The organism is Hydrogenophaga sp. GW101-3F08 (assembly GCF_059424585.1).
The window spans coordinates 122,075-148,426 of record NZ_JBWKZP010000011.1 but is presented as its reverse complement, the minus strand read 5'-3'; the positions used below and the strand labels follow the sequence as shown (position 1 = coordinate 148,426).

At 67.3% G+C, this 26,352-nt stretch carries 28 protein-coding genes and 1 pseudogene; 18 read left to right on the top strand and 11 right to left on the bottom strand.

Annotation, left to right across the window (positions count from 1 at the left end; translation table 11 throughout):
* Together AC07YZ_RS22610 and msrA are read left to right on the top strand one after the other, a co-directional pair.
* Positions 1–426 (top strand): annotated as a pseudogene (locus tag AC07YZ_RS22610) (hypothetical protein); the annotation flags it as partial.
* 40 nt (positions 427–466) lie between these two features.
* Positions 467–982, top strand: a complete 516-nt coding sequence (msrA, locus tag AC07YZ_RS22605) for a peptide-methionine (S)-S-oxide reductase MsrA (protein WP_494796443.1) — start codon at positions 467–469, stop codon at positions 980–982.
* Between the two features lie 124 nt (positions 983–1,106).
* Here msrA and AC07YZ_RS22600 read toward each other — a convergent pair whose 3' ends face one another.
* The 4 genes from AC07YZ_RS22600 to aztA all read right to left on the bottom strand — a co-directional run bounded on the left by AC07YZ_RS22600 (position 1,107) and on the right by aztA (position 4,769).
* Positions 1,107–1,994 carry an EamA family transporter gene (locus AC07YZ_RS22600; RefSeq protein WP_494796442.1) on the bottom strand — a complete coding sequence of 296 codons (888 nt, stop codon included), beginning with the start codon at positions 1,992–1,994 and terminating at the stop codon, positions 1,107–1,109.
* A 70-nt stretch (positions 1,995–2,064) separates the two neighbouring features.
* Positions 2,065–3,015 carry a metal ABC transporter substrate-binding protein gene (locus AC07YZ_RS22595; protein ID WP_494796441.1) on the bottom strand — a complete coding sequence of 317 codons (951 nt, stop codon included), beginning with the start codon at positions 3,013–3,015 and terminating at the stop codon, positions 2,065–2,067.
* A 27-nt stretch (positions 3,016–3,042) separates the two neighbouring features.
* Positions 3,043–3,951, bottom strand: a complete 909-nt coding sequence (locus AC07YZ_RS22590; RefSeq protein WP_494796440.1) for a metal ABC transporter permease — start codon at positions 3,949–3,951, stop codon at positions 3,043–3,045.
* Positions 3,948–4,769, bottom strand: a complete 822-nt coding sequence (aztA, locus tag AC07YZ_RS22585) for a zinc ABC transporter ATP-binding protein AztA (protein ID WP_494796439.1) — start codon at positions 4,767–4,769, stop codon at positions 3,948–3,950. Before aztA ends, AC07YZ_RS22590 begins: the two co-directional genes overlap by 4 nt.
* Positions 4,770–4,846: 77 nt before the next feature.
* On the opposite strand from aztA, the gene AC07YZ_RS22580 reads away from it, so the two are divergent.
* The 6 genes from AC07YZ_RS22580 to AC07YZ_RS22555 all read left to right on the top strand — a co-directional run bounded on the left by AC07YZ_RS22580 (position 4,847) and on the right by AC07YZ_RS22555 (position 9,204).
* Positions 4,847–5,362, top strand: coding sequence for a Fur family transcriptional regulator (locus AC07YZ_RS22580; RefSeq protein WP_494796438.1), 516 nt, complete (start codon positions 4,847–4,849; stop codon positions 5,360–5,362).
* Entirely contained in the window at positions 5,359–6,018 is a 660-nt protein-coding gene (locus AC07YZ_RS22575) for an ATP-binding cassette domain-containing protein (RefSeq protein WP_494796437.1), read from the top strand. Before AC07YZ_RS22580 ends, AC07YZ_RS22575 begins: the two co-directional genes overlap by 4 nt.
* Positions 6,015–7,235, top strand: a complete 1,221-nt coding sequence (locus AC07YZ_RS22570) for an ABC transporter permease (RefSeq protein ID WP_494796436.1) — start codon at positions 6,015–6,017, stop codon at positions 7,233–7,235. Before AC07YZ_RS22575 ends, AC07YZ_RS22570 begins: the two co-directional genes overlap by 4 nt.
* Positions 7,232–7,474: a hypothetical protein gene (locus tag AC07YZ_RS22565; protein ID WP_413465741.1), complete on the top strand. Its 243-nt coding sequence runs from the start codon at positions 7,232–7,234 to the stop codon at positions 7,472–7,474. The genes AC07YZ_RS22570 and AC07YZ_RS22565 overlap by 4 nt, the downstream gene beginning before the upstream one ends.
* A 302-nt stretch (positions 7,475–7,776) precedes the next feature.
* The gene (locus AC07YZ_RS22560; RefSeq protein WP_494796435.1) at positions 7,777–8,175 is read left to right on the top strand and encodes a DUF3299 domain-containing protein; all 399 of its coding nucleotides are present in this window, start codon (positions 7,777–7,779) and stop codon (positions 8,173–8,175) included.
* A 72-nt stretch (positions 8,176–8,247) separates the two neighbouring features.
* Positions 8,248–9,204 (top strand): AEC family transporter, encoded by a 957-nt coding sequence (locus AC07YZ_RS22555; protein ID WP_226492300.1) that lies wholly within the window; start codon positions 8,248–8,250, stop codon positions 9,202–9,204.
* 18 nt (positions 9,205–9,222) lie between these two features.
* Here AC07YZ_RS22555 and AC07YZ_RS22550 read toward each other — a convergent pair whose 3' ends face one another.
* Positions 9,223–9,684, bottom strand: coding sequence for a TM2 domain-containing protein (locus tag AC07YZ_RS22550; RefSeq protein WP_494796434.1), 462 nt, complete (start codon positions 9,682–9,684; stop codon positions 9,223–9,225).
* On the bottom strand, positions 9,681–10,220 hold the full coding sequence (locus AC07YZ_RS22545) for a GNAT family N-acetyltransferase (RefSeq protein WP_494796433.1): 540 nt from the start codon (positions 10,218–10,220) through the stop codon (positions 9,681–9,683). Before AC07YZ_RS22545 ends, AC07YZ_RS22550 begins: the two co-directional genes overlap by 4 nt.
* 196 nt (positions 10,221–10,416) lie before the next feature.
* Here AC07YZ_RS22545 and rpsP point away from each other — a divergent pair, with 196 nt between their 5' ends.
* The 6 genes from rpsP (at position 10,417) to AC07YZ_RS22515 (ending at position 14,464) form a co-directional block, all read left to right on the top strand.
* On the top strand, positions 10,417–10,671 hold the full coding sequence (gene rpsP / locus AC07YZ_RS22540) for a 30S ribosomal protein S16 (protein WP_068173104.1): 255 nt from the start codon (positions 10,417–10,419) through the stop codon (positions 10,669–10,671).
* Between the two features lie 13 nt (positions 10,672–10,684).
* Entirely contained in the window at positions 10,685–11,284 is a 600-nt protein-coding gene (rimM, locus tag AC07YZ_RS22535) for a ribosome maturation factor RimM (protein ID WP_494796432.1), read from the top strand.
* Positions 11,285–11,335: 51 nt separating this feature from the next.
* Positions 11,336–12,112 carry a tRNA (guanosine(37)-N1)-methyltransferase TrmD gene (gene trmD, locus AC07YZ_RS22530; protein ID WP_494796431.1) on the top strand — a complete coding sequence of 259 codons (777 nt, stop codon included), beginning with the start codon at positions 11,336–11,338 and terminating at the stop codon, positions 12,110–12,112.
* A gap of 156 nt (positions 12,113–12,268) precedes the next feature.
* Entirely contained in the window at positions 12,269–12,625 is a 357-nt protein-coding gene (gene rplS, locus AC07YZ_RS22525; protein WP_226492305.1) for a 50S ribosomal protein L19, read from the top strand.
* Between the two features lie 162 nt (positions 12,626–12,787).
* The gene (locus AC07YZ_RS22520; RefSeq protein WP_226492306.1) at positions 12,788–13,477 is read left to right on the top strand and encodes a CoA pyrophosphatase; all 690 of its coding nucleotides are present in this window, start codon (positions 12,788–12,790) and stop codon (positions 13,475–13,477) included.
* 51 nt (positions 13,478–13,528) lie between these two features.
* The gene (locus AC07YZ_RS22515) at positions 13,529–14,464 is read left to right on the top strand and encodes a CobD/CbiB family protein (protein ID WP_226492307.1); all 936 of its coding nucleotides are present in this window, start codon (positions 13,529–13,531) and stop codon (positions 14,462–14,464) included.
* Positions 14,465–14,525: 61 nt separating this feature from the next.
* Here AC07YZ_RS22515 and rsgA read toward each other — a convergent pair whose 3' ends face one another.
* Genes rsgA through AC07YZ_RS22500 form a run of 3 tightly spaced genes read right to left on the bottom strand, consistent with a single transcriptional unit; the run spans position 14,526 to position 17,156 of the window.
* Entirely contained in the window at positions 14,526–15,497 is a 972-nt protein-coding gene (rsgA, locus tag AC07YZ_RS22510; RefSeq protein ID WP_494796447.1) for a ribosome small subunit-dependent GTPase A, read from the bottom strand.
* A 14-nt stretch (positions 15,498–15,511) separates the two neighbouring features.
* Entirely contained in the window at positions 15,512–15,868 is a 357-nt protein-coding gene (locus tag AC07YZ_RS22505; protein WP_494796430.1) for a 4a-hydroxytetrahydrobiopterin dehydratase, read from the bottom strand.
* A gap of 16 nt (positions 15,869–15,884) precedes the next feature.
* Entirely contained in the window at positions 15,885–17,156 is a 1,272-nt protein-coding gene (locus AC07YZ_RS22500) for a M48 family metallopeptidase (protein ID WP_494796429.1), read from the bottom strand.
* A 118-nt stretch (positions 17,157–17,274) separates the two neighbouring features.
* On the opposite strand from AC07YZ_RS22500, the gene orn reads away from it, so the two are divergent.
* The 3 genes from orn to AC07YZ_RS22485 all read left to right on the top strand — a co-directional run bounded on the left by orn (position 17,275) and on the right by AC07YZ_RS22485 (position 21,769).
* Positions 17,275–17,877, top strand: coding sequence for an oligoribonuclease (orn, locus tag AC07YZ_RS22495; RefSeq protein WP_494796428.1), 603 nt, complete (start codon positions 17,275–17,277; stop codon positions 17,875–17,877).
* 93 nt (positions 17,878–17,970) lie between these two features.
* Positions 17,971–19,557 carry an inorganic phosphate transporter gene (locus AC07YZ_RS22490; protein WP_226492311.1) on the top strand — a complete coding sequence of 529 codons (1,587 nt, stop codon included), beginning with the start codon at positions 17,971–17,973 and terminating at the stop codon, positions 19,555–19,557.
* A gap of 361 nt (positions 19,558–19,918) precedes the next feature.
* Positions 19,919–21,769: a DEAD/DEAH box helicase gene (locus AC07YZ_RS22485; RefSeq protein ID WP_494796427.1), complete on the top strand. Its 1,851-nt coding sequence runs from the start codon at positions 19,919–19,921 to the stop codon at positions 21,767–21,769.
* Between the two features lie 98 nt (positions 21,770–21,867).
* Here the strand turns inward: AC07YZ_RS22485 and AC07YZ_RS22480 are convergent, their stop codons facing one another.
* Positions 21,868–23,196, bottom strand: coding sequence for a Glu/Leu/Phe/Val family dehydrogenase (locus AC07YZ_RS22480; RefSeq protein WP_226492313.1), 1,329 nt, complete (start codon positions 23,194–23,196; stop codon positions 21,868–21,870).
* A gap of 144 nt (positions 23,197–23,340) precedes the next feature.
* Positions 23,341–24,318: a dipeptidase gene (locus AC07YZ_RS22475; RefSeq protein WP_494796426.1), complete on the bottom strand. Its 978-nt coding sequence runs from the start codon at positions 24,316–24,318 to the stop codon at positions 23,341–23,343.
* Positions 24,319–24,511: 193 nt separating this feature from the next.
* Between AC07YZ_RS22475 and AC07YZ_RS22470 the strand changes: the two genes are divergently transcribed.
* On the top strand, positions 24,512–26,104 hold the full coding sequence (locus AC07YZ_RS22470) for an ABC transporter substrate-binding protein (protein ID WP_226492315.1): 1,593 nt from the start codon (positions 24,512–24,514) through the stop codon (positions 26,102–26,104).
* Positions 26,105–26,352 lie beyond the last annotated feature (248 nt).

Genomic DNA, 26,352 nt, shown 5'->3' with positions numbered 1-26,352 from the left:
GACACGCTCACGCAGCGCGTGCGCGCCCACCTGAAGGCCTCGCAGACCGACGCCTTTGTGATGTCGTCCAACCTGTTCGGGCCAGCCCCCGCCAGCGTGAGCGTGGCGGTCACGGGAGATGTGGCGCCCGGCGAACTCGCGCCGCTGAAAACCCTGACCGCCGATTTCCTGCAACGCCAGGACATGGGCGACCGCGGGCAAGGGCCCGCCACGCTCACGCTGGACCTGCAGCGCCAGAAGGCCGGCGACCTGGAGAAGGCGACCTGGACACTGTCCCTGAGCAACGCCCAGGGCGACGTGCTGCGCCGCACGCACTTTGACACCACGGTGCCGCGATTGGCCCGCGCCGGCATCCATCAAAAGACCCTGCTCGCCGCGTTGACGGCCCGTCTGGGAGAATTGCGCGAGTGGCTCCAAACCGAGTGAGCCCACAGCAGGAGTCCTCATCGAAACCCCATCCACCCTCGTGCTCGGCGGCGGCTGCTTCTGGTGCACCGAGTCTGTCTACAAAGAAGTGCGCGGCATCACCGACGTCGAGTCCGGCTACAGCAACGGCCAGGCCGAACGGCCGAGCTACGAAGACGTGTGCACCGGGCGCACCGGCTGCAACGAGGTGGTGAAGCTGGTGTACGACCCGGCCATCATCAGCACGCGCGAGATCCTCGAAATCTTCTTCGTGATCCACGACCCGACCACGCCCAACCGCCAGGGCAACGACGTGGGCACGCAGTACCGCAGCGGCATCTACTTCACCACGCCCGAGCAGCAGCGGACCGCCCAGGCGCTGCTGGACGAACTCGCGCGCGACAACCCCTTCGGCCGCCCGGTGGTCACCGAACTCGCGCCGTTGGCCAACTACTGGCCGGCCGAGGACTACCACCAGGACTTCTTCGAGCGCAACCCGCACCAGGGCTATTGCATGGCGGTGGCCGCGCCCAAGGTGGCGAAGTTCCGCAAGACGTTCGCTGCTTTGGCGAAGTAGGTTAGCCCTGCCATCGCACCCCCGTTCGGGCTGAGCCTGTCGGAGCCCTCTTGGGTGGCCGCCATTTCACACGCTGCGTTTCGACAAGCTCAACGCGAACGGTGTGGTGCCACCGGTTTCAGCATCACGCCGTTTGCTGGTCCAGCATCGCTCGCAGTCTCGGCCAGAGGACGATCACGGCAAGGCCGCTGAGAACGAGCGCCGCCGCACCCAGCTTCCACCCCGGCAGCGACTCGCCCAGCGACAGGGCCGAAGCCCCCATGCCGAACACCGGCACCAACAAGGCCAGCGGCGTGACGGTGGCGGCCGGGTGGCGTGCCAGCAGCCAGTTCCACAGGCCGTAGCCAAAGAGCGTGTTGCCCAGCGCCTGCCAGAGCACGCTGGCCCACACCAGCGGGGTCGCTTGCACCACGGCGCTCTGCATCAGCTGCGGGCCTTCGAGCAGCCAGGACAGCGCGAACAGCGGCGGCACCGCGAACACACTGCTCCAGACCATGAAGTGCAGCATGTTCACCGGCCCGAGCGACTTCACCACCAGATTGGCGCAGGCCCAGAAGAAGGCGGCCGACAGCACCATGCCCAGCCCGGCGAGCGTGACCACGGCCGCGTCCAGGTGCAGGCCGATCACGCCCAGCCCGGCCAGCGCCAGCAGCAGGCCGGCGAGCTGGTAGCCGCGCACGTGTTCGCGCATCAGCAGCAGCGACAGGCCGATGGTGAAAAACACCTGCACCTGCACCACCAGCGAGGCCAGCCCGGGCGAGATGCTGCTGCGCATGGCCAGGAACAGCAGGCCGAACTGGCCCACGCCCAGCAGCACGCCGAACGTGGCCATCTTGCGCCAGGGCGCGGTGGGCCGCGGAATGAACAACAGCCAGGGCAGGGCGGAAAAGGTGAAGCGCAGCGTGGCAAACAGGAACGGCGGCAGGCCGTCCAGGCCCCAGCGGATCACCACGAAATTGGTGCCCCAGACGAAGACGACGGCGAGGGCCAGGAAGAGGTGTGAGAGAGGCAAGGTGGGCTCGGTGGGTGGCGCAGGGAGGGCCAGTTTAGCGAGCCCGTTCGGGCCGGTATCGGCGCCGCCCTCACTCGCCGCGCACGGCCTGTGTCAGCGCGGTGGTGTTGAAACGCATCATGGTCAGGTAGCTGGGCGCAGGACCCTTGGCGTCGGACAGCGAGTCGGAGAACAGCTCGCCCGCGGGCTTGACGCCGGTTTCGCGGCCGATCTGGGCGATCAGGCGCGGGTCGGAAATGCTCTCGACGAACAGCGCCTTGATCTGTTCCTTCTTGATCTGGCGCACCAGTTGCGCCACGCCCTTGGCCGAGGCCTCGCTGTCGGTGCTCACGCCCTGGGGCGCGAGGAACTTCACGCCGTAGGCGCTGGCGTAGTAGCCAAAGGCGTCGTGCGAGGTGATCACCTTGCGTTGTGTGGCCGGGATGGCGGCCCAGATGGCCCGGATGTCGGTGTCCAGCGCCTTGAGTCCTGCGTTGTAGGTCGCGGCGTTGCGCTGGTAGCTGTCGCAACCGCTGGCGTCGGCCTCGCACAGGCCTTTGGCGATGTTGCCCACGTAGACCATCACATTGGGAACGCTCTGCCAGGCGTGCGGGTCGGCTTCTTCGTGGCCATGGCCACCGGCATGGTGGTGGTCACCGGCTTCCTCGTTGTGCAGGGGCTTGATGCCCCGGCTGGCCACCACGTGCCGGCCCTTGTAGCCGGCCGTGCCCAGCAGGCGGCTCATCCAGCCCTCGAAGCCCAGGCCGTTGGAGAACACGATCTGCGCCTGGCCGACCAGCTTGGCCTGCGCGGGCGTGGGCTGGAACACATGGGCGTCGCTGCCCGGGCCCACCAGCACCTCCACCGCCACGCGTTCACCGCCGACCTGGCGCACCAGGTCGCCGAGGATGCTGAAGCTGGCCACGGCCTTGACGGGCGCGGTGGCCTGCGCCCAGAGGGCGGGGCTCGCCAGGGTGAGCGACAGCCCGGTGGCGATCAGGGCCGCGCGGCGCGGGTTGCTGGAGGAGGGGGTGCGCGTCATGGTGGTTTCCTTGGGGTGAGAGGGTTTTCAGGCCCGGAGGTGGGTGGAAGCGGGGCGCTGCTGGCGCAGCACACCGTGTGGAGCGAAGAGCAGTGAGGTGAGGTAGCACGTGCCCAGGCTGAGCACGATGACTGGGCTGGTGGGCCAGTCGGCGTGGTACGAGATCAGCAGGCCCGCCAGGCTCGCCAGCAGGGCAATCGCGGTGGCGCCGAGCAGCAGCGGGCCGATGCGGCGCACCCAGAAGCGCGCCGTGGCCGCGGGCAGCACCATGATGCCGACCGCCATCAGCGTGCCCAGCGCGTGGAAGCCGGCCACGAGGTTGATCACGAGCAGCGCGAGAAAGCCGTAGTGCGCCACCGGACTCCAGCCGCTCACGCTGCGCAGGAAGCCCGGGTCCAGGCACTCCAGCACCAGCGGGCGGTAGAGCAGCGCGAGCGAGACGAGCGTCACGGCCGAGATGCCGCCGAGCAGGGCCAGTGCCGGGTCGTCCAGCGCGAGCACGGTGCCGAACAGCACGTGCAGCAGGTCCACGCTGTTGCCGCGCACCGAGACGATGAGCACGCCCAGCGCGAGCGACAGCAGGTAGAACGCGGCCAGGCTGGTGTCTTCGCGCAGCACGGTGTTGCGCGCCACCAGGCCGGAGCCCACGGCCACGGTGAGGCCGGCCGCGATGCCGCCGACGGTCATGGCCGCCAGCGACAGGCCGCTGACCAGGTAGCCGATGGCCGCGCCCGGCAGGATGGCGTGGGCCATGGCGTCGCCGGTCAGGCTCATGCGGCGCAGCATCAGGAACACGCCCACCGGCGCGGCGCTCAGCGAGAGCGCCAGGCAGCCCAGCAGCGCGCGGCGCATGAAGCCGAATTCGAGAAAAGGACCGAACAGCGGGTTGGCCAACAGCAGGCCCCAGCCGGTGGAGAGCGTGGTGGCGTCGTTCATGCCCGAGCCTCCTGTGCCGGGTGGTGGGCGTGCGGTCGCGCGACCTCGGCGGGCGGCGCCTCGCACAGGGGTGCGTCGTCGTCAAACGGCTCCTGCATGCGCTGGGCCCGCGCCCAGTGCGGCTCGGTGAGCACCTGCGCCGTGGGCCCCCAGGCCACCAGTTCGCGCGCCAGTAGCAGGGTCAGCGGGAAGTGCGCCCGCACCTGCGCCAGGTCGTGCAGGACCACCACCACCGTCTTGCCCTGCCGGTGCCATTGGTGCAGCAGGGCGAGCAGGTCGTCGGTGGTGCGGTTGTCCACCGCGGCGAAGGGTTCGTCGAGCAGCACCACTGGCGCGTCCTGCAGGATCAGGCGCGCGAACAGGGCCCGCTGCAGCTGACCGCCCGAGAGCGTGTCCAGGCCGCGCTGCTCGAAACCGGTGAGGCCGACCGAGGCCAGCGCCGCGTCGCACAGCCGCCGGTGTTCGGCGGTGAAGCGCCCCAGCGCGCCCACGCGGTGCCACAGGCCCATGGCCACCATGTCGCGCAGGGCCACCGGGAAGCTGCGGTCGAGCTCGCTGTGTTGGGGCAGCCAGGCGATGCGCTGGCGGGCCGGTCCGCGCAGCTCGCCGCTGAGCGGCTTCAACTGGCCCGCCAGCGCCTTGATCAGGGTGGACTTGCCCGCGCCGTTGGGGCCCACCAGCGCCACCAGCGAACCCGGGGCGATGCGCAGGCTCAGGTGGTGCACCGCCGGGTGGCGGTCGTAGCCCAGGGTGAGGTCGCGCAGTTCGAGCGCGGGCGCCGATGGTTCGGCGGGCGAGGCAAGGGAGAGTGATGGCATGGGGTTTAAACTGTTGCAACTGAATTGCATTAACGACGATATTAACGCAACTTTGTTGCGATAATGAAAGCATGCCCGTGTCCACACGATCCCCCAAAGAACCGGTGACGGTGCCCGCCGAGCTGCAGACGCGCCTGGAGCGCGCCGGCCTGCGCCGCACCCTGGCCACGCGCGCCGTGCTCGGGCTGTTTCTGGGCAACCCCCAGAGCGCGCTCAGCCACGCCCAGGTGCTGGCCTCGCTCACGGCCCGGGGGCTGGACCTCAACCGCGTCACGCTCTACCGCCTGCTGGACCGGCTGGCGGCCTGTGGCGTGCTGCAGCGCCACGCCGACGATGGCGCCCGCACCTGGCGCTTCAGCCTGGCCGACACCACGCAAGAGGGCCTGGTGCCGCGCTTCGAGTGCGACGCCTGCCACCGCCAGTTCCGCCTGACCGAGGCCAGCGAGCCCACGCGGGCCGTGGCCGACGATCTGTTTCGCACACTGGCCCTGCTGGGCCACCAGGGGCAGCGCGTCGATCTGTCGGTGCACGGCACCTGCGCGAGCTGTGTGCAACCCGGGGCGGACGGCCCCGCGAGGGAACCGTCGGCGTGATCCGGACCCGTGGCCTGGCCTACGCCTACCCGCGCGGGCAGGCGCTGCGTTTTGACGATGTGGCGGTGCCGCAGGGCGGCACCTTGCTGCTGCGTGGCGCCTCGGGCAGTGGCAAGTCCACCTGGCTGGCGCTGGCCGCGGGGCTGCTCACGGCCGCCGAGGGCGAGCTGGTGGTGGCGGACCAGGCACCGGCTTCGCTGGCCGGCGGCGCGCGCGACGCCTGGCGCGCGCGTTGCGTCGGGTTCCTGCCGCAGCGGCTGCACCTGAGCGACGCGCTCACGGTGGCGGACAACCTCGCGCTGGCCCACTTCGCCGCCGGCCTGCCGGTGGACCGGTCCGCCATCACCCAGGCGCTGGCGGCGCTGGAACTGGGCGCGCTCGCGGCGCGCCGGCCCCACCAGCTCTCGGGCGGGCAGGCACAGCGCGTGGCGCTGGCGCGCGCCGTGCTGTTGCGGCCGCGCGTGATCCTGGCCGACGAACCCACGGCCAGCCTGGACGACACGGCCTGCGCCGCCGCCATCGGCCTGCTGCGGCGCAGCGCGCAAGGCTGCGGCGCCACGCTGGTGATCGCCACGCACGACGCCCGCGTGCGGCACGCGCTGCCCGATGCCCAGGTGCTGGCCTTCGGTGAACGGGTTGGCGAGGGCGGCGCATGAACGTGTTCATGCTGTCCTGGCGCTACCTGTGGTCGCGCCCGCTGGCCACCTTGCTCAACCTGCTGCTGCTCTCGCTCGGGCTGGCGTCCATGGCCTTCGTGCTGATCGCCCAGGACCAGATCGACCGCGCATTCGAACGCGATCTGGCGGGCATCGACGTGGTGGTGGGCGCCAAGGGCAGCCCGCTGCAACTGATCCTGGCGGGCGTGTTCCACCTGGACGTGCCGCCGGGCAACATCCCGCTGGCCGAGGTGCGGGCACTGCAGCAGCACCCGCAGGTGGCGCAGCTGATCCCGCTGAGCCTGGGCGACAACCTGCAGGGCTTTCGCATCGTGGGCACCACGCCCGACTACCCGGCGCACTACAGCGCCACGCTGGCCCAGGGCGCGCTCTGGGCGCAACCCATGGACGCGGTGCTCGGCGCCCAGGTGGCGCGCGCCACCGGCTTGATGGTCGGGCAGGCTTTCGTGGGTGCGCACGGCCTGGGCACGGGCGGCGCGGTGCATGGCGATTCGCGTTATGCGGTGACCGGCGTGCTCGCGCCCTGTGACTGCGTGCTGGACCGCTTGGTGCTCACCGCCACCGAATCGGTCTGGCGGGTGCACGACGACATGCACGCCAGCGAGGACATGGACGAAGAAGACCGCGCCGCCATCGAGGCCGACCGCGAGGTCACGCTCGCGCTCATCCGCTACCGCAGCCCGATCGCGGCGCTGAGCTTTCCGCGCTACGTCAACGACAGCACCGCCCTGCAGGCCGCCGCCCCGGCGATGGAGATCACGCGCCTGCTCGGCATGGTGGGCGTGGGCACGCGGGTGCTGCGGGGCCTGGGCGCGGTGCTGCTCGGCGTGGCGGCGCTGTCGGTGTTCATCGCGCTGTGGAGCGCGGTGCGCGAGCGCCGGGCCGACCTGGCGATGTTGCGCATGCTGGGCGCGCCGCCCTGGAAGGTGGGGGCGCTGCTGCTGTGCGAGTCCTTCTGGCTGGCCGTGCTGGCCTGTGGGCTGGGCCTGTTGGCCGCGCACGGGCTGACGGCGCTGCTGGGCGGGATGTTGATGGCCGAGCAGTCGCTCGCCATCACGGGCTGGCAATGGGTGGCCACCGAAGTGTGGGTGCCCGTGCTGGCGTTGGGGGTGGCCCTGGTGGCGGCGCTGGTGCCGGCGCTCGGTGCCTACCGCGTGGATGTCATGTCATTGTTGAATTCGAGGTCGTACCCATGAAAGCATCTTTTTGGTTCCTGGCCGCCGCGGCGCTGATGAGCACCGCCGCCCTGGCCCAACACTCCGACCAGGAGCTCAAGGAAGACGTGGCGCGCCACCGCGCCATGGCCGCCGCCCACGAAGCCGTGGCCAAGTGCCTGGAGTCGGGCAAGGGTGAAAAAGTCTGCATGGTGGAACTCCAGGCCGCCTGCAAGGGTCTGGCGATAGGAAAATACTGCGGGATGAAGCACGGCCACTGAATGCGGCCCACCCCCGCGCCGCGCCGCACTGGCGGCGCGTCACCCCCTCAAGGGGGCAACGCGAGCGGCCCGGCGGAGCCGGTTCCGCCGCGTTCTGGCTTGCAATCCCCTCCCTTTTTATGAGCCCTCTTTTTCGTTGCGCCTTTTTGCTGTTGGCCTGCTTTTTTGGGCAGGCCAGCGCTCAGCTGTCGTCGCCGCTGGGGGCTCCTGTTCCGGCTGCCAAGCCGTCAACGGAGACCGGTGCTGGGTCGGGTTCCGGGGCATCGTCTGCGTTGCCGCATGTGCAGGGCCAGGGGGCTGGTGTGCACAGTCCGCTGTCGCCGTTTGCGCCGCTCAAACCACGCGAAGACGTGCTGGCCTGGTCGGTGCTCACCGACGTGAGCACGCGCATCGAGAACCGGCGCATCGTGCCCGTGTATCCCGCGGCCGTGAACACGCTGGACCAGAAGACGCAGCGCATCCAGGGCTTCATGATGCCGCTGGAAGCGGGCGAGCAGCAGCGCCATTTCCTGCTGGCCTCGGTGCCCCTGACCTGCGCGTTCTGCACGCCCGGCGGGCCCGAGAGCATGGTCGAGGTGCGCACGAAAGCGCCGGTCAAATACAGCCAGGGCGCGGTGGTCGTGGAGGGGCGGTTCCACGTCTTGAAGAACGACCCCTACGGTCTGTACTACCGCATGACCGAGGCCATCGGCGTGAAGTGATGCGGGCCGCCAGCCCGCGCCGCGAATGACCCCGCAACGGACCGCCGCACGCCCGGGCGATACCATCGCCCGGTGAACCTTGCTGCCCACCCCGTCGTCGCCTCCCTCACCCCCGTCTTCCTGCTGATCGCCACCGGCTTCCTCGCCGGGCGGCTGCACTGGATACGCGACGAGGCGGTCAAGGACCTCTCCAACCTCGTGTTTCTGCTGCTGATCCCGGCACTGCTGTTTCGCACCATGAGCGCCGTGCACGTCGAGACGCTGGATCTGCGGCCGCTGGCCGCCTATTTCCTGGCCGCGCTCGGCCTGCTGGGCGCCTCGATCGCCTGGCGCGGGTTCAACCGGCGCAGCGTGGTGCTGGCGCTGGGCGGCGTGTTCTCCAACCTGGTGATGATCGGCATCACGCTGGTGGAACTGGCGTATGGCAAGGAAGGCCTGGTGACCCTGCTCACCCTGGTGTCGATCCATGCCCTGACGCTGCTGACCACCGCCACGGTGGTGCTCGAACTCGCCGTGGCGCGCGAGAACCGCGCCAACGGCCAGGCGCAGCCGCACGTGCTGGCCACCACCTGGTCGGCTTTCAAGAGCGCGCTGATCCACCCCATCCCGCTGCCCATCCTGTGCGGCCTGCTGTTCGCGCAGACCGGCTGGGTGCTGCCCGTGGTGGTGGACAAGCCGTTGCAGTTGCTGGGGAGTGCCTTTGGTCCGCTGGCGCTGGTGCTGGTGGGCGTGACCATGGCGCGCACCCCGCTGGGTGGGGAGATCCGCACCACGCTGTGGATCACCGTGTCCAAGAACCTGGTGCTGCCACTGCTGGTGGGCCTGAGCGCCTGGGCCTTTGGCATCACCGGTCTGCCGCTGACCGTGATGGTGGTGGCCGCCGCGCTGCCCATGGGCGCCAATGTGTTTCTGTTTGCCCAGCGCTACGAGGTCGCCCAGGAGGCCACCACCGCCGGCATGGGGCTGTCCACCGCGATGGCGCTGTTCACGCTCAGTCTGGTGATGCTGCTGATGTCCTGGTGGAACTAGAGGAGCACCCCCGCCGCGTCATTGGCTGATCTTGCGCGCCTCTTCGATCTGGTATTCGAAGTAGTGCTGGATGCCGTAGGCGAGGCTGCCCATGAAGGCCACGGTGCCGAGCAGCATGGCCAGCACCAGGGCACCGATGGTCAGCCAGTTGGTGCGGCCGGCGATGGCCTGGTGCTCGGCGCCGGGGTTGAACCAGCGGTTCCATTTTTCGCGGTCGCTGAGCGCGTAGACGATGCCCGCCAGGCAGCCGGCCGCGATGCTGCTGCCCAGAAACGGCACCAGCACCCAGGCGAGCTGGTCGTCCTGGCCCAGGGTCTGGATGCGCCGCACGCCCCACCAGCCCAGCGCGGCGGCGATGGGGTGCAGCCAGCCGATCCAGTCGCCCAGGCCCCGCAGGTAAAAGCGGTGCAGGCCCATGCTGCCGCCGAGCACCGCCAGCCAGGCCGCCAGCGTCTTGTTCTTCGCCCGGGCCGTGCTCATGCAGAGGTTCCGCCGGACTCGGGGGGCGTGGTGTCGCCCGCACCCAGGGTCTTTTGCATCAGCACGATGTCGAGCCAGCGGTCGAATTTCCAGCCGCAGGACTGGATCACGCCCACCGGCTCGAAGCCCAGCGCGCGGTGCACGCCGACCGATCCCGCGTTGGCGGAGTCGCCGATCACGGCCATGACCTTGCGCGTTCCCGTGCGCTCCAGGGTGGCGAGCAACTCGGCCAGCAGGGCACGGCCCAGTCCCTTGCCTGCGGCCTCGGGCGCCAGGTAGATCGAGTCCTCGACCGAGAAGCGGTAGGCCGGGCGCGGTTTGAACCAGTTGCCATAGGCAAAACCCAGTACCTGTCCATCCTCTTCGACCACCAGCCAGGGCAGGCCCTTGGACAACACGTCGGCGCGCCGGGTGCCCATCTCGGCCGGGCTCGGTGGCGTGGTTTCAAAGGTTCCGGTGCCATGCAGCACGTGGTGGCCGTAAATGCGGGTGATGGCGTCGATGTCTTCGTCGCGGCTGGGGCGGATGAGGGGCATGTCGGGGAGCTTGTGCGAAGGGTTGAGGTCGGTGTTGAAGCGGGTATCACACGGGCTATAATCGCCGGTTTTGTGGTGTTTCGCTGGCCGGGTGGTCAGTCGTGTGTCTCAGGCGCCGCAATGAATGGGGTTTATTCAGCCAAAAAAACCCACTGAAGTTTCCGCTCTTGGAGCTTCTCCACCCGAAGGATAAATCATGGTCGTCATTCGACTCTCCCGCGGCGGCGCAAAAGCCCGTCCGTTCTACAACATCGTGGTTGCCGACAAGCGCAACCGCCGCGATGGCCGTTTCATCGAACGCATCGGCTTCTACAACCCCCTGGCCCGCGGTGGTGAAGAGCCCCTGCGCATCGCCCTGGACCGCCTGACCTACTGGACCGGTGTGGGCGCTGAGCCTTCGGACACCGTGGCCCGCCTGGTCAAGCAACACGCTGCCAAGGCCGCCGCCTGATCACAGGCCGTTGGTGAGCAGCCCCACGCCTGGCGTCTTCAGCGCATCGGCCCTGCCGGGCGATGCGGTGGAGTTGGGGCACATCCAGGACCCGTGGGGCCTCAAAGGCTGGGTCCACATCCTGCCGCACAGCGCCGACACCGAAGCGCTGTTTGCCTCTTCCCAATGGTTCCTGCAGCCGCCCGAAGCCCGCTTCGCGCGCGGCTTTTCGGCGTTTTCGGGCTGCGTCAGCGTCACCGTGGCCGAGATCAAGGTCCATGCCGATGGCGTGGTGGCCCGGCTGGAAGGCATGGACGATCGCACCGCGGCCGAAGCGCTCAAGGGCGTGCGCATCTTCGTGCCACGCAGCGCCTTTCCGGCCACGCCCGAGGGTGAGTACTACTGGGTCGACCTGATCGGCCTGGACGTGGTGAACCGCGAGGGCGTGCACCTGGGTGTGGTGCGCGACCTCATGCCCACCGGCCCGACCTCGGTGCTGGTGCTCGAATACACCGAGACCGTGGACGGCAAAGCCCAGGTCGCCGAGCGCATGATTCCCTTCGTGTCCGCCTATGTGGATGGCGTGGACCAGACCGCCCGCCGCATCACGGTGGACTGGCAGGCGGATTACTGACCCCTCCTGGGGGAAGCCGCGCTGCGGCGCAGGGGGGAGACAATACCCCTCATGCGATTCGACGTCATCACCCTGTTTCCTGAATTGTTTGCCCCGTTCTTCACGAGCGGCATCAACCGGCGCGCGTTCGAGTCCGGGCTGGTGGACGTGAAGCTGTGGAATCCGCGCGATTTCGCGGACGGCAACTACCGCCGGGTCGATGACCGGCCGTTCGGTGGCGGCCCGGGCATGGTCATGATGGCCGAACCGCTGTGGCGGTGCCTGCAGGCCCTGCGCGTCGACCGCAACGAACCCGACGAGGCCCGCGCGCCGGTGGTGCTGTTTTCGCCGATCGGCGACCGGCTGGACCATGCGGGGGTCTCTGACTGGGCCGCCAGCGTGGGCGCGGTGCTGGTTTGCGGCCGTTACGAAGGCATTGACCAGCGCTTCATCGATGCCTGTGTCGATCGGCAGATCAGCCTGGGGGACTTTGTGCTCTCGGGTGGTGAAGTGGCCGCCATGGCCCTGCTCGACGCCGTGGCACGCTTGCAGCCCGGCGTGCTGGGGGACGAGGGCAGCCACCAGCAGGACAGTTTCAATCCCGCGCTCGACGGTCTGCTGGACAGTCCGCACCACACCCGCCCTGAGGTCTGGCAAGGCCCCGCAGGGCCCATGGCGGTGCCCGATGTGCTGCTCGGAGGGCACCACGAACGCATCGCCCGCTATCGCCGTGAACAAAGCCTGGCGCTCACCGCCCGCCTGCGGCCCGACCTGCTGGAGCAGGCGCGCGCCCAGGGCCGCATCGGTGCCGCGGACGACGCTTTTCTGCGCCGGACGAAAAAGCTATAATCCAAAGCTTTTCGATCCTCTGACCGGCCGCCGTGACCGGGCCAGCCCGCAAAAACACAGGCGGGGGTGCAAGCCCCTGCTGCGTTTCTGGACAGGGCCCCTGCCGGATTCGTGGCCTTTAGTGCAGCGCGGGCATGATCGTGAAAACAGGAAACCATGAACCTCATCCAGACCCTTGAGCAAGAAGAAATTGCTCGCCTGAACAAAGAAATTCCCGCGTTTGCGCCCGGCGACACCGTGATCGTCAGCGTCAATGTGATCGAAGGCACCCGCAAGCGCGTGCAGGCTTACGAAGGCGTGGTGATCGCCCGTCGCAACCGTGGCCTGAACTCCAACTTCATCGTGCGCAAGATCTCCAACGGTGAAGGCGTCGAGCGTACGTTCCCCCTGTACAGCCCGTTGATCGCCAAGATCGAAGTCAAGCGCCGCGGCGATGTGCGCCGCGCCAAGCTGTACTACCTGCGTGACCGCAGCGGCAAGTCGGCACGTATCAAGGAAAAGCTCGGCGCGTAAGCGACGGGTTTGCGCCCGAAGCCGGGAGCCTCATCGGCTCCGGCCCTGGCCTCCCGAAAAGCCGCTCCCCGGAGCGGCTTTTTTGTGCCCGTTCGCTGCCCACCTCCCGTCGGGTCACCCCCGGCACGCGCGGGTTGGCCCGTGTGGCCTATGCTCCCGCCCATGTCCCAGCCCTTGCCTCTGCCCGTTTTTGATCCTCGCCTGGTCCCGGCGTTGCCTGCCGCGCCCGACGAAGGCTTGTTGCCCGCGCAGCCCCATCGACTGACCGCCGGCGGGCTGCGCGAGCTGTTTGCGCGCCCGCCCGTGTGGACGCCCGAACTGCTGCGCGAAAAAAAGTTTGCCGACCGCCCGCCAGCGCAGGCAGCGGTGCTGCTGCCGCTGGTGATGCACGAGCGCCCGACCCTGCTGCTGACGCAGCGCACCGCACACCTGTCCACCCACTCGGGGCAGATCGCCTTGCCCGGCGGCAAGCTTGATGAGGGCGACGCCGACGCCATCGCGGCGGCCCTGCGCGAGACGCAGGAGGAGATCGGCCTGTCTCCCGAGCGCGTGGAGGTGCTGGGCACCTTGCCGGTGTATGTCACCGGGACGGCCTTCATCGTGACCCCGGTGGTCGGTCTGGTGCAGCCCGGCTTCACGCTGCAACCCAACCCCTATGAGGTGGACGAGGTGTTCGAGGTGCCGCTGGATTTCCTGATGGATCCCGCGCACCACCGCCGTCACGCCTGGGAGTGGGGCGGGGTGATGCGCGAGTGGTATTCCATGCCGTACCGGGACGGCGAGCACGAGCGGTTCATCTGGGGTGCCACGGCCGGCATGCTGCGCAATTTCTACCGTCTGCTCAGTGCCTGAAGGCCATCGCGGCCGGGGCTTCGCCGTGGGGCACGTCGCTATGATGACGCCATGAGTTTTTTCGCCATCCTCCTCGCCTTGCTGCTCGAACAGGCACGCCCGCTGGCCCACGACAACCCGGTGCACGCGGGGCTGCGCGGTTGGGCCCGGGCGGTGCGGCGCAACCTGGATGCCGGACAGGCCTCTCACGGCTGGGTGGCCTGGGTGCTGGCCGTGGGTGTGCCTGCGCTGATCGCCGGGCTCGTCTATTGGGGTCTGTGGGCCTTCAGTTCGGTGCTGGCGTTCGCCTGGATGGTCGGCGTGTTGTACGTGACGCTGGGCTTTCGTCAGTTCAGCCACCATTTCAGCGACATCCGGCAGGCGCTGGAGGTGGGGGACGACGCCACCGCCCGCGAGAAGCTGGCGCAATGGCTTCGGGTGGATGCGTCGAGCCTGCCGCGCACCGAGTTGCTGCGCCAGGTCATTGAGCATTCGGTGCTCGCGGCACACCGGCATGTGTTTGGCGTGCTGGTGTGTTTCGTGGTGTTCTGGGTGTTGGGCCTGGGGCCGTCCGGGGCGGTGTTCTACCGCATGGCCGAGTACCTGTCGCGCAACTGGCGTGCCCGCCCCGATGGCACCCCCAGCCCGGCGTTGCGACACGCGGCGGCCCGGGCCTGGGACTGGGTGGACCACTTGCCGGCCCGGGTGACGGCGCTGGGCTTTGCCATCGTCGGCAATTTCGAAGAAGCGGTCGCGAGCTGGCGCAGCGATGCCGAGCGTTTCGCCCCGGGCAGCGATGGCGTGGTGCTGGCCGCCACCTCGGGGGCGCTCAACGTGCGGCTGGCACCCCTGGCCGAGGGCGCCACCGTCCCAGATGACGCCGAGAGCGGCGCGCGCCCCGAGCCGCAGCTGGCGCACCTGGGCAGCGTGGTGGGTCTGGTCTGGCGTTCGGTGGTGTTGTGGATGCTGCTGCTGGCGCTGTTGACGCTGGCGCGCCTGCTGGGGTAGGGCCGCTGGGCGCTACCTGTTCGGGCGCGCAGGTCGGTGAAACGGGCCGAGGCCCGGGTGCTCAATACGGGCGGCGCGCCGAAAGCTCGGCAAACAGCTCGCCGTAGATCCGGTAGCGGTTTTCGCCGATGGCCTGCGGGTCCGCATTGGCCGGATCGTCGTCCGTTTTCTGCACATGGGCCAGCACCGCGCAACCCGGTTCGTGCAGGTGGGTGCAGTTGTAGAAGCGGCAGTTCCCCAGCGTCGCGCGCAGGTCGGGCATGAGGTGGGCGAGCTGCATCGGCTCGATGTGGTTCAGGCCGAATTCCTGAAACCCCGGTGAGTCGATCAGCGCCGTGCTGCGCGCCTCGTCCACCCAGTACCAGGTGGTGCTGGTGGTGGTGTGTTTGCCCGAGTTGAGTGCGCGCGAGATTTCGCCGGTCAGCGCCTTGGCCTGCGGCACCAGGCGGTTGACCAGCGTGCTCTTGCCCACGCCCGAGGGACCGAGCACCAACGTGGTCTTGCCGGTCAGGCGCTGCTGCAGCTCCACCAGGCCGGCCTCGCTGCCGGCCGCGGTCTGGCCCTTGAGCCGCAGCGGCAGGACATCACAGCCCATGCGCCGGTAGCTCTCGAGCCGTTCCCAGGCCTGATCGAAGGCGGGCTGCAGGTCGCTCTTGTTGAGCACGATCAGCACCGGGATGCCTTCGGCTTCGGCCGCGATCAGCGAGCGCGCGAGCTGGCGTTCGGAGAACTCGGGGTCGGCCGCGATCAGCACCAGGATCTGGTCGAGGTTGGCGGCGAAAGACTTGGTGCGCATCTCGTCCTGCCGGTAGAACAGGTTGCGCCGGGTGTTCACGCGTTCAATGCTGCCTTCGTCGCCCGTGGCCTGCCATTGCACATGGTCGCCCACGACCACCTGGCTCTTCTTTCCGCGCGGGTGGCAGATGCGGCGCTGTCCGTCCGGACTCTCCACCAGGCAGTGCCGTCCGTGGGCCGCCACCACCAGCCCGGAAAAGGTGCCGGCTGGCTGCGAGGGGCTGGCCACGGCTGGCAGGGCGTGGTTGCGCTTCAAAGCGGCAACCTGCTGGCTTGGGGAGTGTTCATGGGGTTGTTCAGCAGTGCATCCACCGCGTCCGCGCAATGGAAGTCGCTGGTTGAAATGCCGCCGACGTCGTGGGTGCTGAAACGCACGGTGCAGCGGCCATGCCCCAGTTGGAGCTCGGGGTGGTGGTCTTCGCGGTGGGCGATCCAGGCCACGGCGTTGGCGAACGCCATGGTCTCGTGGAAGGTGGTGAAGCCATAACTGTTCTCCAGCGCCCCGTCGATCAGCTTCCAGCCCTGGGCGGCGTCGCCATTGAGCTGGGTGAGCCGGGTGACGATTTCGGTGGCCGAGAGGGCGCGGCGGTTCTGGTGGGTGGCGTTCATGGCAGGGCGGGTGCGTTCAGGCCGGGCCGGTGGCAAGCAACCTCGACAGGCGTTCGCTGGCGGGCGGGTGGGAGTAGTAGAAGCGGGCGTACACCGGGTCGGGCGTCAGCGTGCTGGCGTTGTCCTTGTAGAGCTTGAGCAGGGCGCTGGCGAGGTCGGCTCCGCTGGTGTGGGCCACGGCATAGGCATCGGCTTCGAATTCGTGCCCACGGGACAACAATGCCATCAGGGGTGAGAGGAAGAACGTGAACAGCGGCGCCACCAGCATGAAGAGCAGCAGCGCCAGCGCGTTGTTGGGCGCGTCCAGCGAAGGCGTGACCCCCAGCCCGGTGTAGAACCAGGCCTGACCCGACATCCAGCCCAGCAATGCGAAGCCCAGCAGACTCAGGCCGAACATGAGCACGATGCGCTTGACGACGTGGCGGCGCTTGTAATGGCCCAGTTCGTGGGCCAGCACGGCGTCGATCTCCGCCGGGTTGAGCTGCTGCAGCAGGGTGTCGAAGAACACCACCCGCTTGGCTGCGCCAAAGCCGGTGAAATAGGCGTTGGCGTGCGCGCTGCGCTTGCTGCCGTCCATCACGTACAGGCCCTTGGCGGCGAAGCCGCAGCGCTGCATGAGGGCGTTCACACGCGCCTTGAGGGCTTCGTCCTGGAGCGGCTGGAATTTGTTGAAGATCGGTGCGATCACCGTCGGGTAGAGCACCAGCAGCAGGAGGTTGAAGCCCATCCAGGCGCCCCAGGCCCAGAGCCACCAAGCGGCGCCGGCCGCGCCCATGAGCCACAGCACCAGGGAGGCGATCGGCAGGCCGATCAGCGCGCCCACCAATGCGCCTTTGAGGATATCGGTCAGCCAGAGCGACAGGGTCATCTTGTTGAAGCCGAAGCGCGCTTCGATGCGGAAGTTCGACCACCAGGCCAGCGGCAGGGCGATCAGCCCGCCGATCAGCGAAAAGCACGCCAGCAGCGCCAGCTGCTGCAGCATGCCGCCGCCCAGCGCAGCGAGCAGGGTCTGGTTGAGCCAGTCCAGCCCACCAAGCAACGTCCAGCCCAGCAGCAGTGCCGACTCCAGCGCCAGCTCCAGCAGGCCGAACCGGGTTTTGGCGATGGTGTAGTCGGCGGCCTTGTGGTGGGCCTCGGGTGTGATGGTCTGGGCAAAGGCGGAAGGCACTGTGTCGCGGTGGCGGGCCACGTGGCGGATCTGGCGGCTGGCCAGCACGGTGCGTGTGATCAATCCCAGCACAATCAGTGCACAAAAGGTGGCGGTGAAAATCCAGGCGGTGTGGTCCATACCGGGGAGTCTATCGAAGACCACCGGCCCCTGGCGCGGCAGGGCCAGGCGGCGGGATCCTCAGAGCCGAGGTGCCGCGGCAAAAAGACCGGTCTGGCGGATCGGTGAAAATCGCCGGATGCAAGCACCGAACGACATCAGCAGCCCGACCCCCACCGCGGCCCCCGAAACCCCCACCCTGGGCAAGAGCGACCAGAACCTGGTCTGGATTGACTGCGAGATGAGCGGTCTGGATCCGGAGAAGGAGCGCCTGCTCGAGATCGCGGTGGTGATCACCGGCCCGCAGCTCACGCCCCGTGTCGAGGGGCCGGTGCTGGTGATCCACCAGAGCGACGCGGTGCTGGGCGCCATGGACAATTGGAACAAGGGCACCCATGGTCGCAGCGGTCTGATCGACAAAGTGAAGGCCAGCACGGTCGATGAAGAAGAAGCGCAGGCCGAACTGCTGGCCTTCATTGGCAAATACGTCCCGAAGAACAGTTCGCCCATGTGCGGCAACACCATCAGCCAGGACCGGCGCTTTCTGGTGAAGTACATGCCCAAGCTGGAGGCGTACTTCCACTACCGCTGCCTCGATGTGAGCACCCTCAAGGAACTGGCCAGGCGCTGGCGCCCCGAGGTGTACGACAGTTTCAAGAAGCACCAGAAGCACACCGCGCTGGCCGATGTGCACGAGTCGATCGACGAACTCGAGCACTACCGGACCCATTTCCTGCGCTGAATCCGATCGCTCCACTGAGGTCCGGCTCCTCAGTCAGAGGCCTGGTCGCGAGACGTCGACATGTCAAAATCGTGAAATTCACGTGAAAAAAACATGACAAAAAAATCCCGCTCCCGCTTCATTTCCAAGCACCAGGATGTGCTGCAACTGGGCGCCGCCTTGGGTTTCCTGCTCCTGGTGGGCCTGTACGCCTCGTTGACGGGCGCCGACGTGCTGGGCCTGTCGGGCCCGGCGGTCTGGCTGCTCATCATCTCGGCGGTGGTGGGTGGCTACATGGCGATGAACATCGGCGCCAACGACGTGGCCAACAACATGGGGCCGGCCGTGGGGTCTGGCGCCATGACCATGGGGTGGGCCATCGTGGTGGCCGCGGTATTCGAGGCCATGGGCGCCATCGTGGCGGGTGGCGAGGTGGTCGGCACCATCAAAGGCGGCATCATCGACAGCCAGCAGATCACCGATGCGACGCTGTTCGCTTGGGTCATGTTTGCCGCGTTGCTGGCGGGTGCCCTGTGGCTGAACCTGGCCACCGCCATTGGCGCTCCCGTGTCCACCACGCACTCCATCATCGGCGCCGTGATGGGCTCGGGCATTGCGGCGGGCGGGTGGGGGCTGGTCAACTGGGGCACGATCGGCTCGATCGTGGTCAGCTGGCTGGTGTCGCCGCTCATGGGTGGCGCGATCGCGGCACTCTTTCTGTACATCATCAAACACAGCATCACCTACCGCAATGAGATGACGGAGGCGGCTTCCCGCGTGGTGCCCTGGCTGATTGCTGTGATGGCCTGGGCCTTTGGCTCCTATATGTTGCTCAAAGGTCTGGGGCAACTGGTCAAGGTGAATTTCTGGCTCGCCATCGTGCTGGGCGCGCTCTTTGGTGGCGCTGTGCTGCTGCTGGTGCGCCAACCCGTTGCCCGCCTGGCGCGGCAACAGGTCAACAGCAAGGAGGGCGTCAACCGCCTCTTCACCTGGCCACTGGTGTGTTCGGCCGCCTTGCTCAGTTTTGCGCACGGGGCGAACGACGTGGCCAACGCCGTGGGGCCGCTGGCCGCCATCTATGAAGCGGTGATCGCCGGCGCGGTCGCGACCAAGGCGGCCACGCCGATGTGGGTGATGGTGCTGGGTGCGCTGGGGCTGGCCGCAGGTCTGGCCTTGTATGGTGCGCGCCTGATCCGCACGGTGGGCAAGGAAATCACCGAGCTGGACAACATGCGGGCTTACTCCATTGCCATGGCTGCGACACTGACTGTGATCGTGGCGTCTCAGCTGGGCATGCCGGTTTCGACCACGCACATCTCCATTGGTGCGGTGTTTGGCGTGGGCTTCCTGCGTGAGCTGCTCAAGGTGAACTACGCCAAGATGGAAGCGGTGGTGTTCGCCGGTCACCAAGGACAGGACCGCGCCGAGGTGGAGCACTATCTGCAGCGTTTTGAGGCCGCCGAGGTGCACGAGAAAAAACGCATGCTCGCCGACATGAAACGGCGCACCAAGGACCGCGAGGCGGTCGATGGCGCGGTGTTCGCCAAGAAAGAGCAGAAGGCGCTGAAAAAGGCCTACAAGCAGGAAATCGTCAAACGTTCGGCGGTGCTGCGCATTGTGGCGGCCTGGATCGTCACCGTCCCGGCCACGGCTGTGCTCGCGGCGATCCTGTTCCACATGGTGGCGGCGGTGCTGGGCTGAAATCAGACAAACCGCTTGGGGTTTCCCCTCAAGCGTGCCATAATCACAGGCTGCGCAGGAAACTGCGCTGATTTGTGCATCTGCCTCACACACCAGGCTCCCCGATTCTTTGCGCTGGCATGCGCCTCTTTCGATAGACGTATTGCCAGCCCGCCAGCGGTCCCCGCTGGCGTTGCGGATGGGGCCTTCGCTCCCGGTGTCCTCCACTTTTGAAGTGGGACCCATGGCGCGTAGACCGTTTGATGGTTGATGTTTTGTAACCACGAACGGATCTGGCGCGCTGGAGCGTCCCGCCTCACCATGGCAGGCGGGCCACCAGTGTCTTTATTCGATCAATTGCGCGTACTGCGCATGGACGAACATGAGCGACTCTTTTGAAGCCCGCGGCGATTTCTCGCCCGAAATCCTGTCTGCCGAACCCGAAGCGGACACCCCTGTCACCCCCACGCCGGCCGAACCCAACGGTTTTGAACTGCTGGGCCTGGCCCCTGAACTGGTGCAAGCCTGTGCCGACCTCGGCTACGTGCAGCCCACCCAGGTGCAGAACAACGTGGTCCCCAAGGCCATGCTGGGCGAAGGCGAAAAACGCTTCGCCGACCTGATGGTCTCCAGCCAGACCGGCAGCGGCAAGACCGCCGCCTTCCTGCTGCCCGTGCTGCACACCCTGCTGCAACAGCAGGCCCAGGCCGAAGCCCAGGAGCGCGCCGACTTCGAGAAGGCCTGTGCAGACGCGCTGGCCCGTGGCGAGGCCGCACCCAAGCGCCCCAAGCGCAAGGACCCGACCAACCCGCGCAACTTCAAGGCAGCCACCCCGGGCGCCCTGGTGCTGTGTCCCACGCGTGAGCTCGCCCAGCAGGTGGCCAACGACGCCATCGACCTGGTGCGCCACTGCCGCGGCCTGCGCATCGCCAACGTGGTGGGCGGCATGCCTTACCAGTTGCAGATCGCCAAGCTGCAGAACGCCGACCTCGTGGTGGCCACACCCGGGCGTCTGCTCGATCTGCAGCGCTCGCAGCAGCTCAAGCTCGATCAGGTGCAGTTCCTGGTGGTGGACGAAGCCGACCGCATGCTCGACCTCGGTTTTGCCGACGACCTGGCCGAAGTCAACGACCTGACCAGCCAGCGCCGCCAGACCATGATGTTCAGCGCCACGTTTGCGCCGCGCATCCAGCAGCTCGCCATGCGCGTCATGCACGACGGTGGCAAGCACGTGCAGAAGGTGCAGATCGATTCCCCGCAGGAACAGCACGCCAATATCCAGCAGAAGCTGTTCTGGGCCGACAACGCCGACCACAAGCGCAAGCTGCTCGACCACTGGCTGCGCGACGCCAGCATCAACCAGGCCATCGTGTTCGCCAGCACCCAGATCGAATGCGACGGTCTGGCCAACGACCTGCAGCAGGAAGGCTTCTCCGCCGTCGCGCTGCACGGCGCGCTCAGCCAGGGCATCCGCAACCGCCGTCTGATGGCGCTGCGCGCCGGCCAGGTGCAGATCCTGGTGGCCACCGACGTGGCCGCCCGCGGCATCGACGTGCCCACCATCACCCACGTCTTCAACTTCGGCCTGCCGATGAAGGCCGAGGACTACACGCACCGCATCGGACGCACGGGCCGTGCCGGACGCGATGGCCAGGCCATCACGTTCGCCGAGACGCGCGACCGTCGCAAGATCTTCGACATCGAAGCCTTCACCCGCCAACGCATCGCGGTGGAAACCATTCCCGGCATGGAGCCGCGCCAGCGCGCACCCCAGGCCGAGCCGTTTGGCCGTGGTGGCCCTGGTGGACGCCCGGCCGGTCGTGGCAACGACCGCTTTGCCGATCGCCGTGGCGCGCCGACACCGCGCGGCCCGCGTTTCGAGGGCCGTGGTGAAGCACCGCGTTTTGAAGGTCGTGGCGACGCGCCCCGTTTCGAGGGCAACCGCTTCGAACGCGAAGCCCCGCGTGGCGACAACCGTTTTGACAACCGTGGCGACAGCCGTCCGGCCGGTCGTGGTTTTGGCGACAAGGCCCCGGCCCGTGCCGGCTTCGGTGCCAAGCCCGCAGGCTTCTCCAGCTTCGGTCGCAACGACCGCGCTCCCGAACGCGGCGCCGATCGCTTCAGCGACCGCGGCAACTCGGAGCGTGCCGCTCTGCGTGGGGGCGAGTTCCAGCCGCGCCGTTCCGAAGGTGGCGCGCCCGCCCGCCCGGTGGCTCGTCGCAGCCCGCGCTGAGCACCGACCCAGCGTCGAACACCACCCAGCAAAAAGGGCCCCGCATGCGGGGCCCTTTTTTTGTCGGTTCGCCGGTGTGGCGAATCAACCGCGAGAGATCAGGGGTACAGACCGCGCAGATCGCGGGCGTGCAGGATGCGCTTGCAGGCCACGATGAAGGTCGCGGTGCGCAGGCTCACCTTGTTCTCTTCGGCCACCTGCCACACGGCGGCGAACGCGCCCTTCATGATGCGCACCAGGCGTTCGTTGATCTCGTCTTCGCTCCAGAAGAAGCTGGAGAAGTCCTGCACCCATTCGAAGTAGCTCACCGTCACGCCACCGGCGTTGGCGATCACGTCGGGCAACACCAGGATGCCACGGTCGTGCAGGATGTCGTCGGCTTGTGGTGTGGTCGGGCCGTTGGCGCCTTCGATCACCATCTTCGCCTGGATGCGGCCGGCGTTTTCTTCCGTGATCTGCTGCTCCAGCGCGGCCGGGATCAGGATGTCGCAGGGCACGCCCCAGAAGGCGTCGTCGGCGATCACCTCGGCCTGTGGGAATCCCGCCACCGTGCCCACGCGCGACACGTGTGCCAGCAAGGAGGGCACGTCCAGGCCCGCTTCGCGGTAGATCGAGCCGCCGTGGTCCTGCACCGCCACCACCTTGGCGCCGGCTTCGGCAAACAGCTTGCCGGCCACACCGCCCACGTTGCCGAAGCCCTGCACGGCCACACGTGCCTTGCTGATGTCCATGCCCGTGTGTTTGGCGGCTTCCACGCCCACGGTGAACACGCCACGGCCGGTGGCTTCGCGCCGACCGAGCGAGCCGCCCAGGTCCACCGGCTTGCCGGTGACCACGCCGGTGGCGGTGGAACCTTCGTTCATCGAGTAGGTGTCCATCATCCAGGCCATGACCTGCTCGTTGGTGTTCACGTCCGGCGCCGGAATGTCCTTGCTCGGGCCGATGATGATGCCGATCTCGCTGGTGTAGCGGCGCGTGATGCGCTCGAGTTCACCCATCGACAGCTGGCGCGGATCGACGCGGATGCCGCCTTTGGCGCCGCCGTAGGGCACGTTCACCGCCGCGTTCTTGATCGACATCCAGGCCGAGAGCGCCATCACTTCGGACAGCGTCACGTTCTGGTGGAAGCGCACGCCGCCCTTGCCCGGGCCGCGGCTGGTGTTGTGCTGTACGCGGTAGCCCTCGAAGTGCGCGATGGTGCCGTCGTCCAGGTGGATTGGCACGTCCACGATCAGCGTGCGCTTGGGTCGCTTGAGCGTGTCCACCCAGCGGGCCAGATTGCCCAGATAGGGGGCCACGCGGTCGACCTGCTGCAGGTAGATGCCCCAGGGGCCCAGGTTGTTCGGATCGAGGTAGGAGGGCAGGGCGCTGGTGAAAGCGGCCGGGCTGTTGGCCGCGGGGCCGGCGGGGTGCGGTGCTTGTGACATGGTGCGTTGTTTCCTAGGGGGTGGGCTGGCCCGTAACGGTGGGTCAACGGATGCCACTGTACGGAGCGCCGTTCTGTCTGTCCAAGGCTGTGTTGCCATCTCTTTATGCTGCGAATGCATAACCTTGCGGTCGACCCATGGCGTTCAGTCGGGTGCCGCGCCCCAGACTTGGCGTGCCACGCGCGCCATGTTGTCACCCAGGACGCCATCGATGTCCTGCGGCCCCATGCCTGCTGCCCGCAGGGCGTCGGGCAGGGTTTGCCAAGTCTCGATGGGCGCGTAGCGCATCTGGCTGATGCCTTGGCCGTAACCCGCGTGCGCGGGCCACCAGAAGCCCGGATCGAACGCCCCAGGCGGATCGTCGTTCAGTTCGGGTTGCGAAAAGCCGATGTCCAGGCCCAGGCCCACATGCTGCGCGCCCACCAGATCGGCCACGTAGGCCACATGGCGTGCCAGGTCGCTCGCTTGTGGTGCGTTGCAGCCCAGAAACTTCGACACGCCGGAGATGCAGACCACGCCGCCGGTGGCCGCGCAGGCGCGAATCTGTTCGTCGGTGATGTTGCGACCGTGTTCGGCCAGCGCCAGCGGGTTGGCGTGGCTGAACACCACCGGGTGGCGCGAGTGGGTCATGATGTCCAAGGTGGTGCGCCGTTCGGTGTGGGCGCAGTCCATCAGCACGCCCGCGTCGTTCACGGCCTGCACCATGCGGCGTCCGAGCGCAGTCAGGCCCTGGGGCTCGTCGTGGCAGCCGCCGGCCACGCTGTTGTTGCGGTTGTAGGCGAAGTGGATCTGTCGCACGCCGAGATCGCGGTACAGCGCCACCATCTCGGGGCGCTCCAGCAAGGGCAGGGCGCCTTCCAGGTCAAAGCCCACCGCGAGTTTTCCCTTGTTGCGCGCGTGTTCGATGTCGGCCACAGTGTCCGGGATCAGATAGCGCTCGGACTCGGCCCGCAGCCGCGCACGGAAAGCGGCGAGCACCGGCAGGATCTGGCCCAGCGGGTTCATGTCCATGCCCACGTTGATGCAGACGTGGTGCACCCCTGCGGCACGGTAGCGCTCCAAAGGGGCAAAGCTGGCTTCGGGATGCAGGGGCAGGCAGGTGTGGGCTTCCCAGCGGATCATGGGCTTCCTTCCTTGGGTGGGGCGTCATGCGATGGCATCGATTTTGCAAGGGTTGACGGGCATCAAGTGGAGCCTCCGTTTTGAACGGGTGGCACCACCGCAGGTGACAGCTCCGTGACGTTTTGTGTCGATAATGAATTTTTCCTTAACAGGGGGCGCATGTCGCTGCTCCCGCAACAACGAAGGATGACCCATGTTTGAACTGAAGAAACTGACCCTGGCTTTGGGCTTGTCTGCGGTGGCGATGGCCTCGCAGGCCGCCGGCACGCTGATTTTCTGTTCCGAAGGCAGTCCCGAGGGTTTTGACACCGCGCAATACACCGGCGGGAACACCTTTGACGCCGCCGGCCACGCGATCTTCAACCGGTTGACGCAGTTCAAGAAGGGCGGTACCGAGGTCGAGCCGAGCCTGGCGCAGGAATGGACCGTGTCCGCCGACGGGCTGACCTACACCTTCAAGTTGCGCAAAGGCGTCAAGTTCCACACCACCGACTATTTCAAGCCGGGCCGTGACATGACCGCCGACGACGTGATCTTCACCTTCGAGCGCATGGTCAACAAGGACCATCCGTTCAACAAGGCCTACCCCGCCCAGTTCCCGTACGCCTCCGACGTGGGTCTGGAGAGCAACACCGAGTCGGTGACCAAGACTGACGACCTGACGGTGGTGATCAAGCTCAAGCAGCCCGACCCCGACCTGCTGGTCAAGATCGCCATGCCGTTTGCCTCGATCCTGTCGAAGGAACACGCCGACAAACTGGTGGCCGAAGGCAAGGCCAGCATGATCAACCAGCAGCCCATCGGCACCGGTCCCTTCGCGCTGCGCCGCTACGAGAAGGACGCGCAGATCCGTTACGTCAAGCACAAGGACTACTGGAACGCCAAGAACGTGCTGGTGGACAACCTGATCTTCGCCATCACCACCGACGCCTCGGTGCGCTTCCAGAAGCTCAAGGCCGGTGAGTGCCACATCATGTCCTACCCGAAACCGCAGGACATCGCCGCCATGAAGGCCGACCCCAAGCTGAAGATGGACACGGCCCCGGGCTTCAACATCGGCTATCTGAGCTACAACACCGAGAAGGCACCGCTGAACAAGGTCGAAGTGCGCCAGGCGCTGGACATGGCGATCAACCGCAAGGCCATCATCGACGCGGTGTACCAGGGGCAGGGCCAGGCGGCGTCCAATCCGTTCCCGGCCTCGCTGTGGTCCTACAACGCCAAGCTGAAGAACGCCGCCTTCAATCCGGAAAAGGCCAAGGAACTGTTGAAGAAAGCCGGCGTGGCCGAGGGCACCGAGATCACCTTGTGGGCCATGCCGGTGCAGCGCCCCTACAACCCCAACGCCAAGCTGATGGCCGAGATGATCCAGGCCGACTGGGCCAAGGTGGGCATCAAGGCCAAGATCACGCAGTACGAGTGGGGTGAGTACCTCAAGCGCCTGAAGCAGGGCGAGCACGACACCGGCCTGATCGGCTGGACCGGCGACTACGCCAGCCCCGACAACTTCCTGGGCGTGCTGCTCACCTGCGAAGCCATCGGCGGCTCCAACTACGCGCGTTACTGCAGCAAGGAGTTCGACGGCTACGTGCTCAAGGCGCGCAACAGCGTGAACCAGAAAGAGCGCACCGAGCTGTACATGAAGGCCCAGGAGGTGTTCAAGAAGGACATGCCGTGGTCCACCATCGCCCACTCCACGGTGAACCAGCCCATGCGCAAGGAGCTCAATGGCTTCAAGATCAGCCCGTTTGGTGACTACAGCTTCGAAGGCGTGAGTGTGAAGTGATCCCCCCCGCGCCGCCTGCGGCGTCACCCCCCCAGGGGGGCAACGCGGTGCGGCCCGGCGGAGCCGGTTCCGCCGCGTTCTGGGACTTCTCCGGCTGCAGGCTCACTGCGTGTAGCCTGCTGCGCCTGAGGGCAATGCGAGCGGCTTGGCGATGCAGGGCCGCTCGCATTCTTGGATCGGCCACTCCGGTCAATTTGCAGGCGTCAAGCTTTTGACGGCTGCCCTTTTTTACGCGTTCTGAAAACAAC

What these genes read in the sequence shown, in the direction of transcription:
- AC07YZ_RS22595 (WP_494796441.1), bottom strand. Translation starts at nt 3,015, where the DNA reads ATGACGCGCACCCCCTCCTCCAGCAACCCGCGCCGCGCGGCCCTGATC.
- AC07YZ_RS22590 (WP_494796440.1), bottom strand. Translation starts at nt 3,951, where the DNA reads ATGAACGACGCCACCACGCTCTCCACCGGCTGGGGCCTGCTGTTGGCC.
- aztA (WP_494796439.1), bottom strand. Translation starts at nt 4,769, where the DNA reads ATGCCATCACTCTCCCTTGCCTCGCCCGCCGAACCATCGGCGCCCGCG.
- AC07YZ_RS22570 (WP_494796436.1), top strand. Translation starts at nt 6,015, where the DNA reads ATGAACGTGTTCATGCTGTCCTGGCGCTACCTGTGGTCGCGCCCGCTG.
- AC07YZ_RS22565 (WP_413465741.1), top strand. Translation starts at nt 7,232, where the DNA reads ATGAAAGCATCTTTTTGGTTCCTGGCCGCCGCGGCGCTGATGAGCACC.
- AC07YZ_RS22550 (WP_494796434.1), bottom strand. Translation starts at nt 9,684, where the DNA reads ATGAGCACGGCCCGGGCGAAGAACAAGACGCTGGCGGCCTGGCTGGCG.
- AC07YZ_RS22545 (WP_494796433.1), bottom strand. Translation starts at nt 10,220, where the DNA reads ATGCCCCTCATCCGCCCCAGCCGCGACGAAGACATCGACGCCATCACC.
- rpsP (WP_068173104.1), top strand. Translation starts at nt 10,417, where the DNA reads ATGGTCGTCATTCGACTCTCCCGCGGCGGCGCAAAAGCCCGTCCGTTC.
- trmD (WP_494796431.1), top strand. Translation starts at nt 11,336, where the DNA reads ATGCGATTCGACGTCATCACCCTGTTTCCTGAATTGTTTGCCCCGTTC.
- rplS (WP_226492305.1), top strand. Translation starts at nt 12,269, where the DNA reads ATGAACCTCATCCAGACCCTTGAGCAAGAAGAAATTGCTCGCCTGAAC.
- AC07YZ_RS22520 (WP_226492306.1), top strand. Translation starts at nt 12,788, where the DNA reads ATGTCCCAGCCCTTGCCTCTGCCCGTTTTTGATCCTCGCCTGGTCCCG.
- AC07YZ_RS22515 (WP_226492307.1), top strand. Translation starts at nt 13,529, where the DNA reads ATGAGTTTTTTCGCCATCCTCCTCGCCTTGCTGCTCGAACAGGCACGC.
- AC07YZ_RS22505 (WP_494796430.1), bottom strand. Translation starts at nt 15,868, where the DNA reads ATGAACGCCACCCACCAGAACCGCCGCGCCCTCTCGGCCACCGAAATC.
- AC07YZ_RS22500 (WP_494796429.1), bottom strand. Translation starts at nt 17,156, where the DNA reads ATGGACCACACCGCCTGGATTTTCACCGCCACCTTTTGTGCACTGATT.
- orn (WP_494796428.1), top strand. Translation starts at nt 17,275, where the DNA reads ATGCAAGCACCGAACGACATCAGCAGCCCGACCCCCACCGCGGCCCCC.
- AC07YZ_RS22490 (WP_226492311.1), top strand. Translation starts at nt 17,971, where the DNA reads ATGACAAAAAAATCCCGCTCCCGCTTCATTTCCAAGCACCAGGATGTG.
- AC07YZ_RS22485 (WP_494796427.1), top strand. Translation starts at nt 19,919, where the DNA reads ATGAGCGACTCTTTTGAAGCCCGCGGCGATTTCTCGCCCGAAATCCTG.
- AC07YZ_RS22480 (WP_226492313.1), bottom strand. Translation starts at nt 23,196, where the DNA reads ATGTCACAAGCACCGCACCCCGCCGGCCCCGCGGCCAACAGCCCGGCC.
- AC07YZ_RS22475 (WP_494796426.1), bottom strand. Translation starts at nt 24,318, where the DNA reads ATGATCCGCTGGGAAGCCCACACCTGCCTGCCCCTGCATCCCGAAGCC.
- AC07YZ_RS22470 (WP_226492315.1), top strand. Translation starts at nt 24,512, where the DNA reads ATGTTTGAACTGAAGAAACTGACCCTGGCTTTGGGCTTGTCTGCGGTG.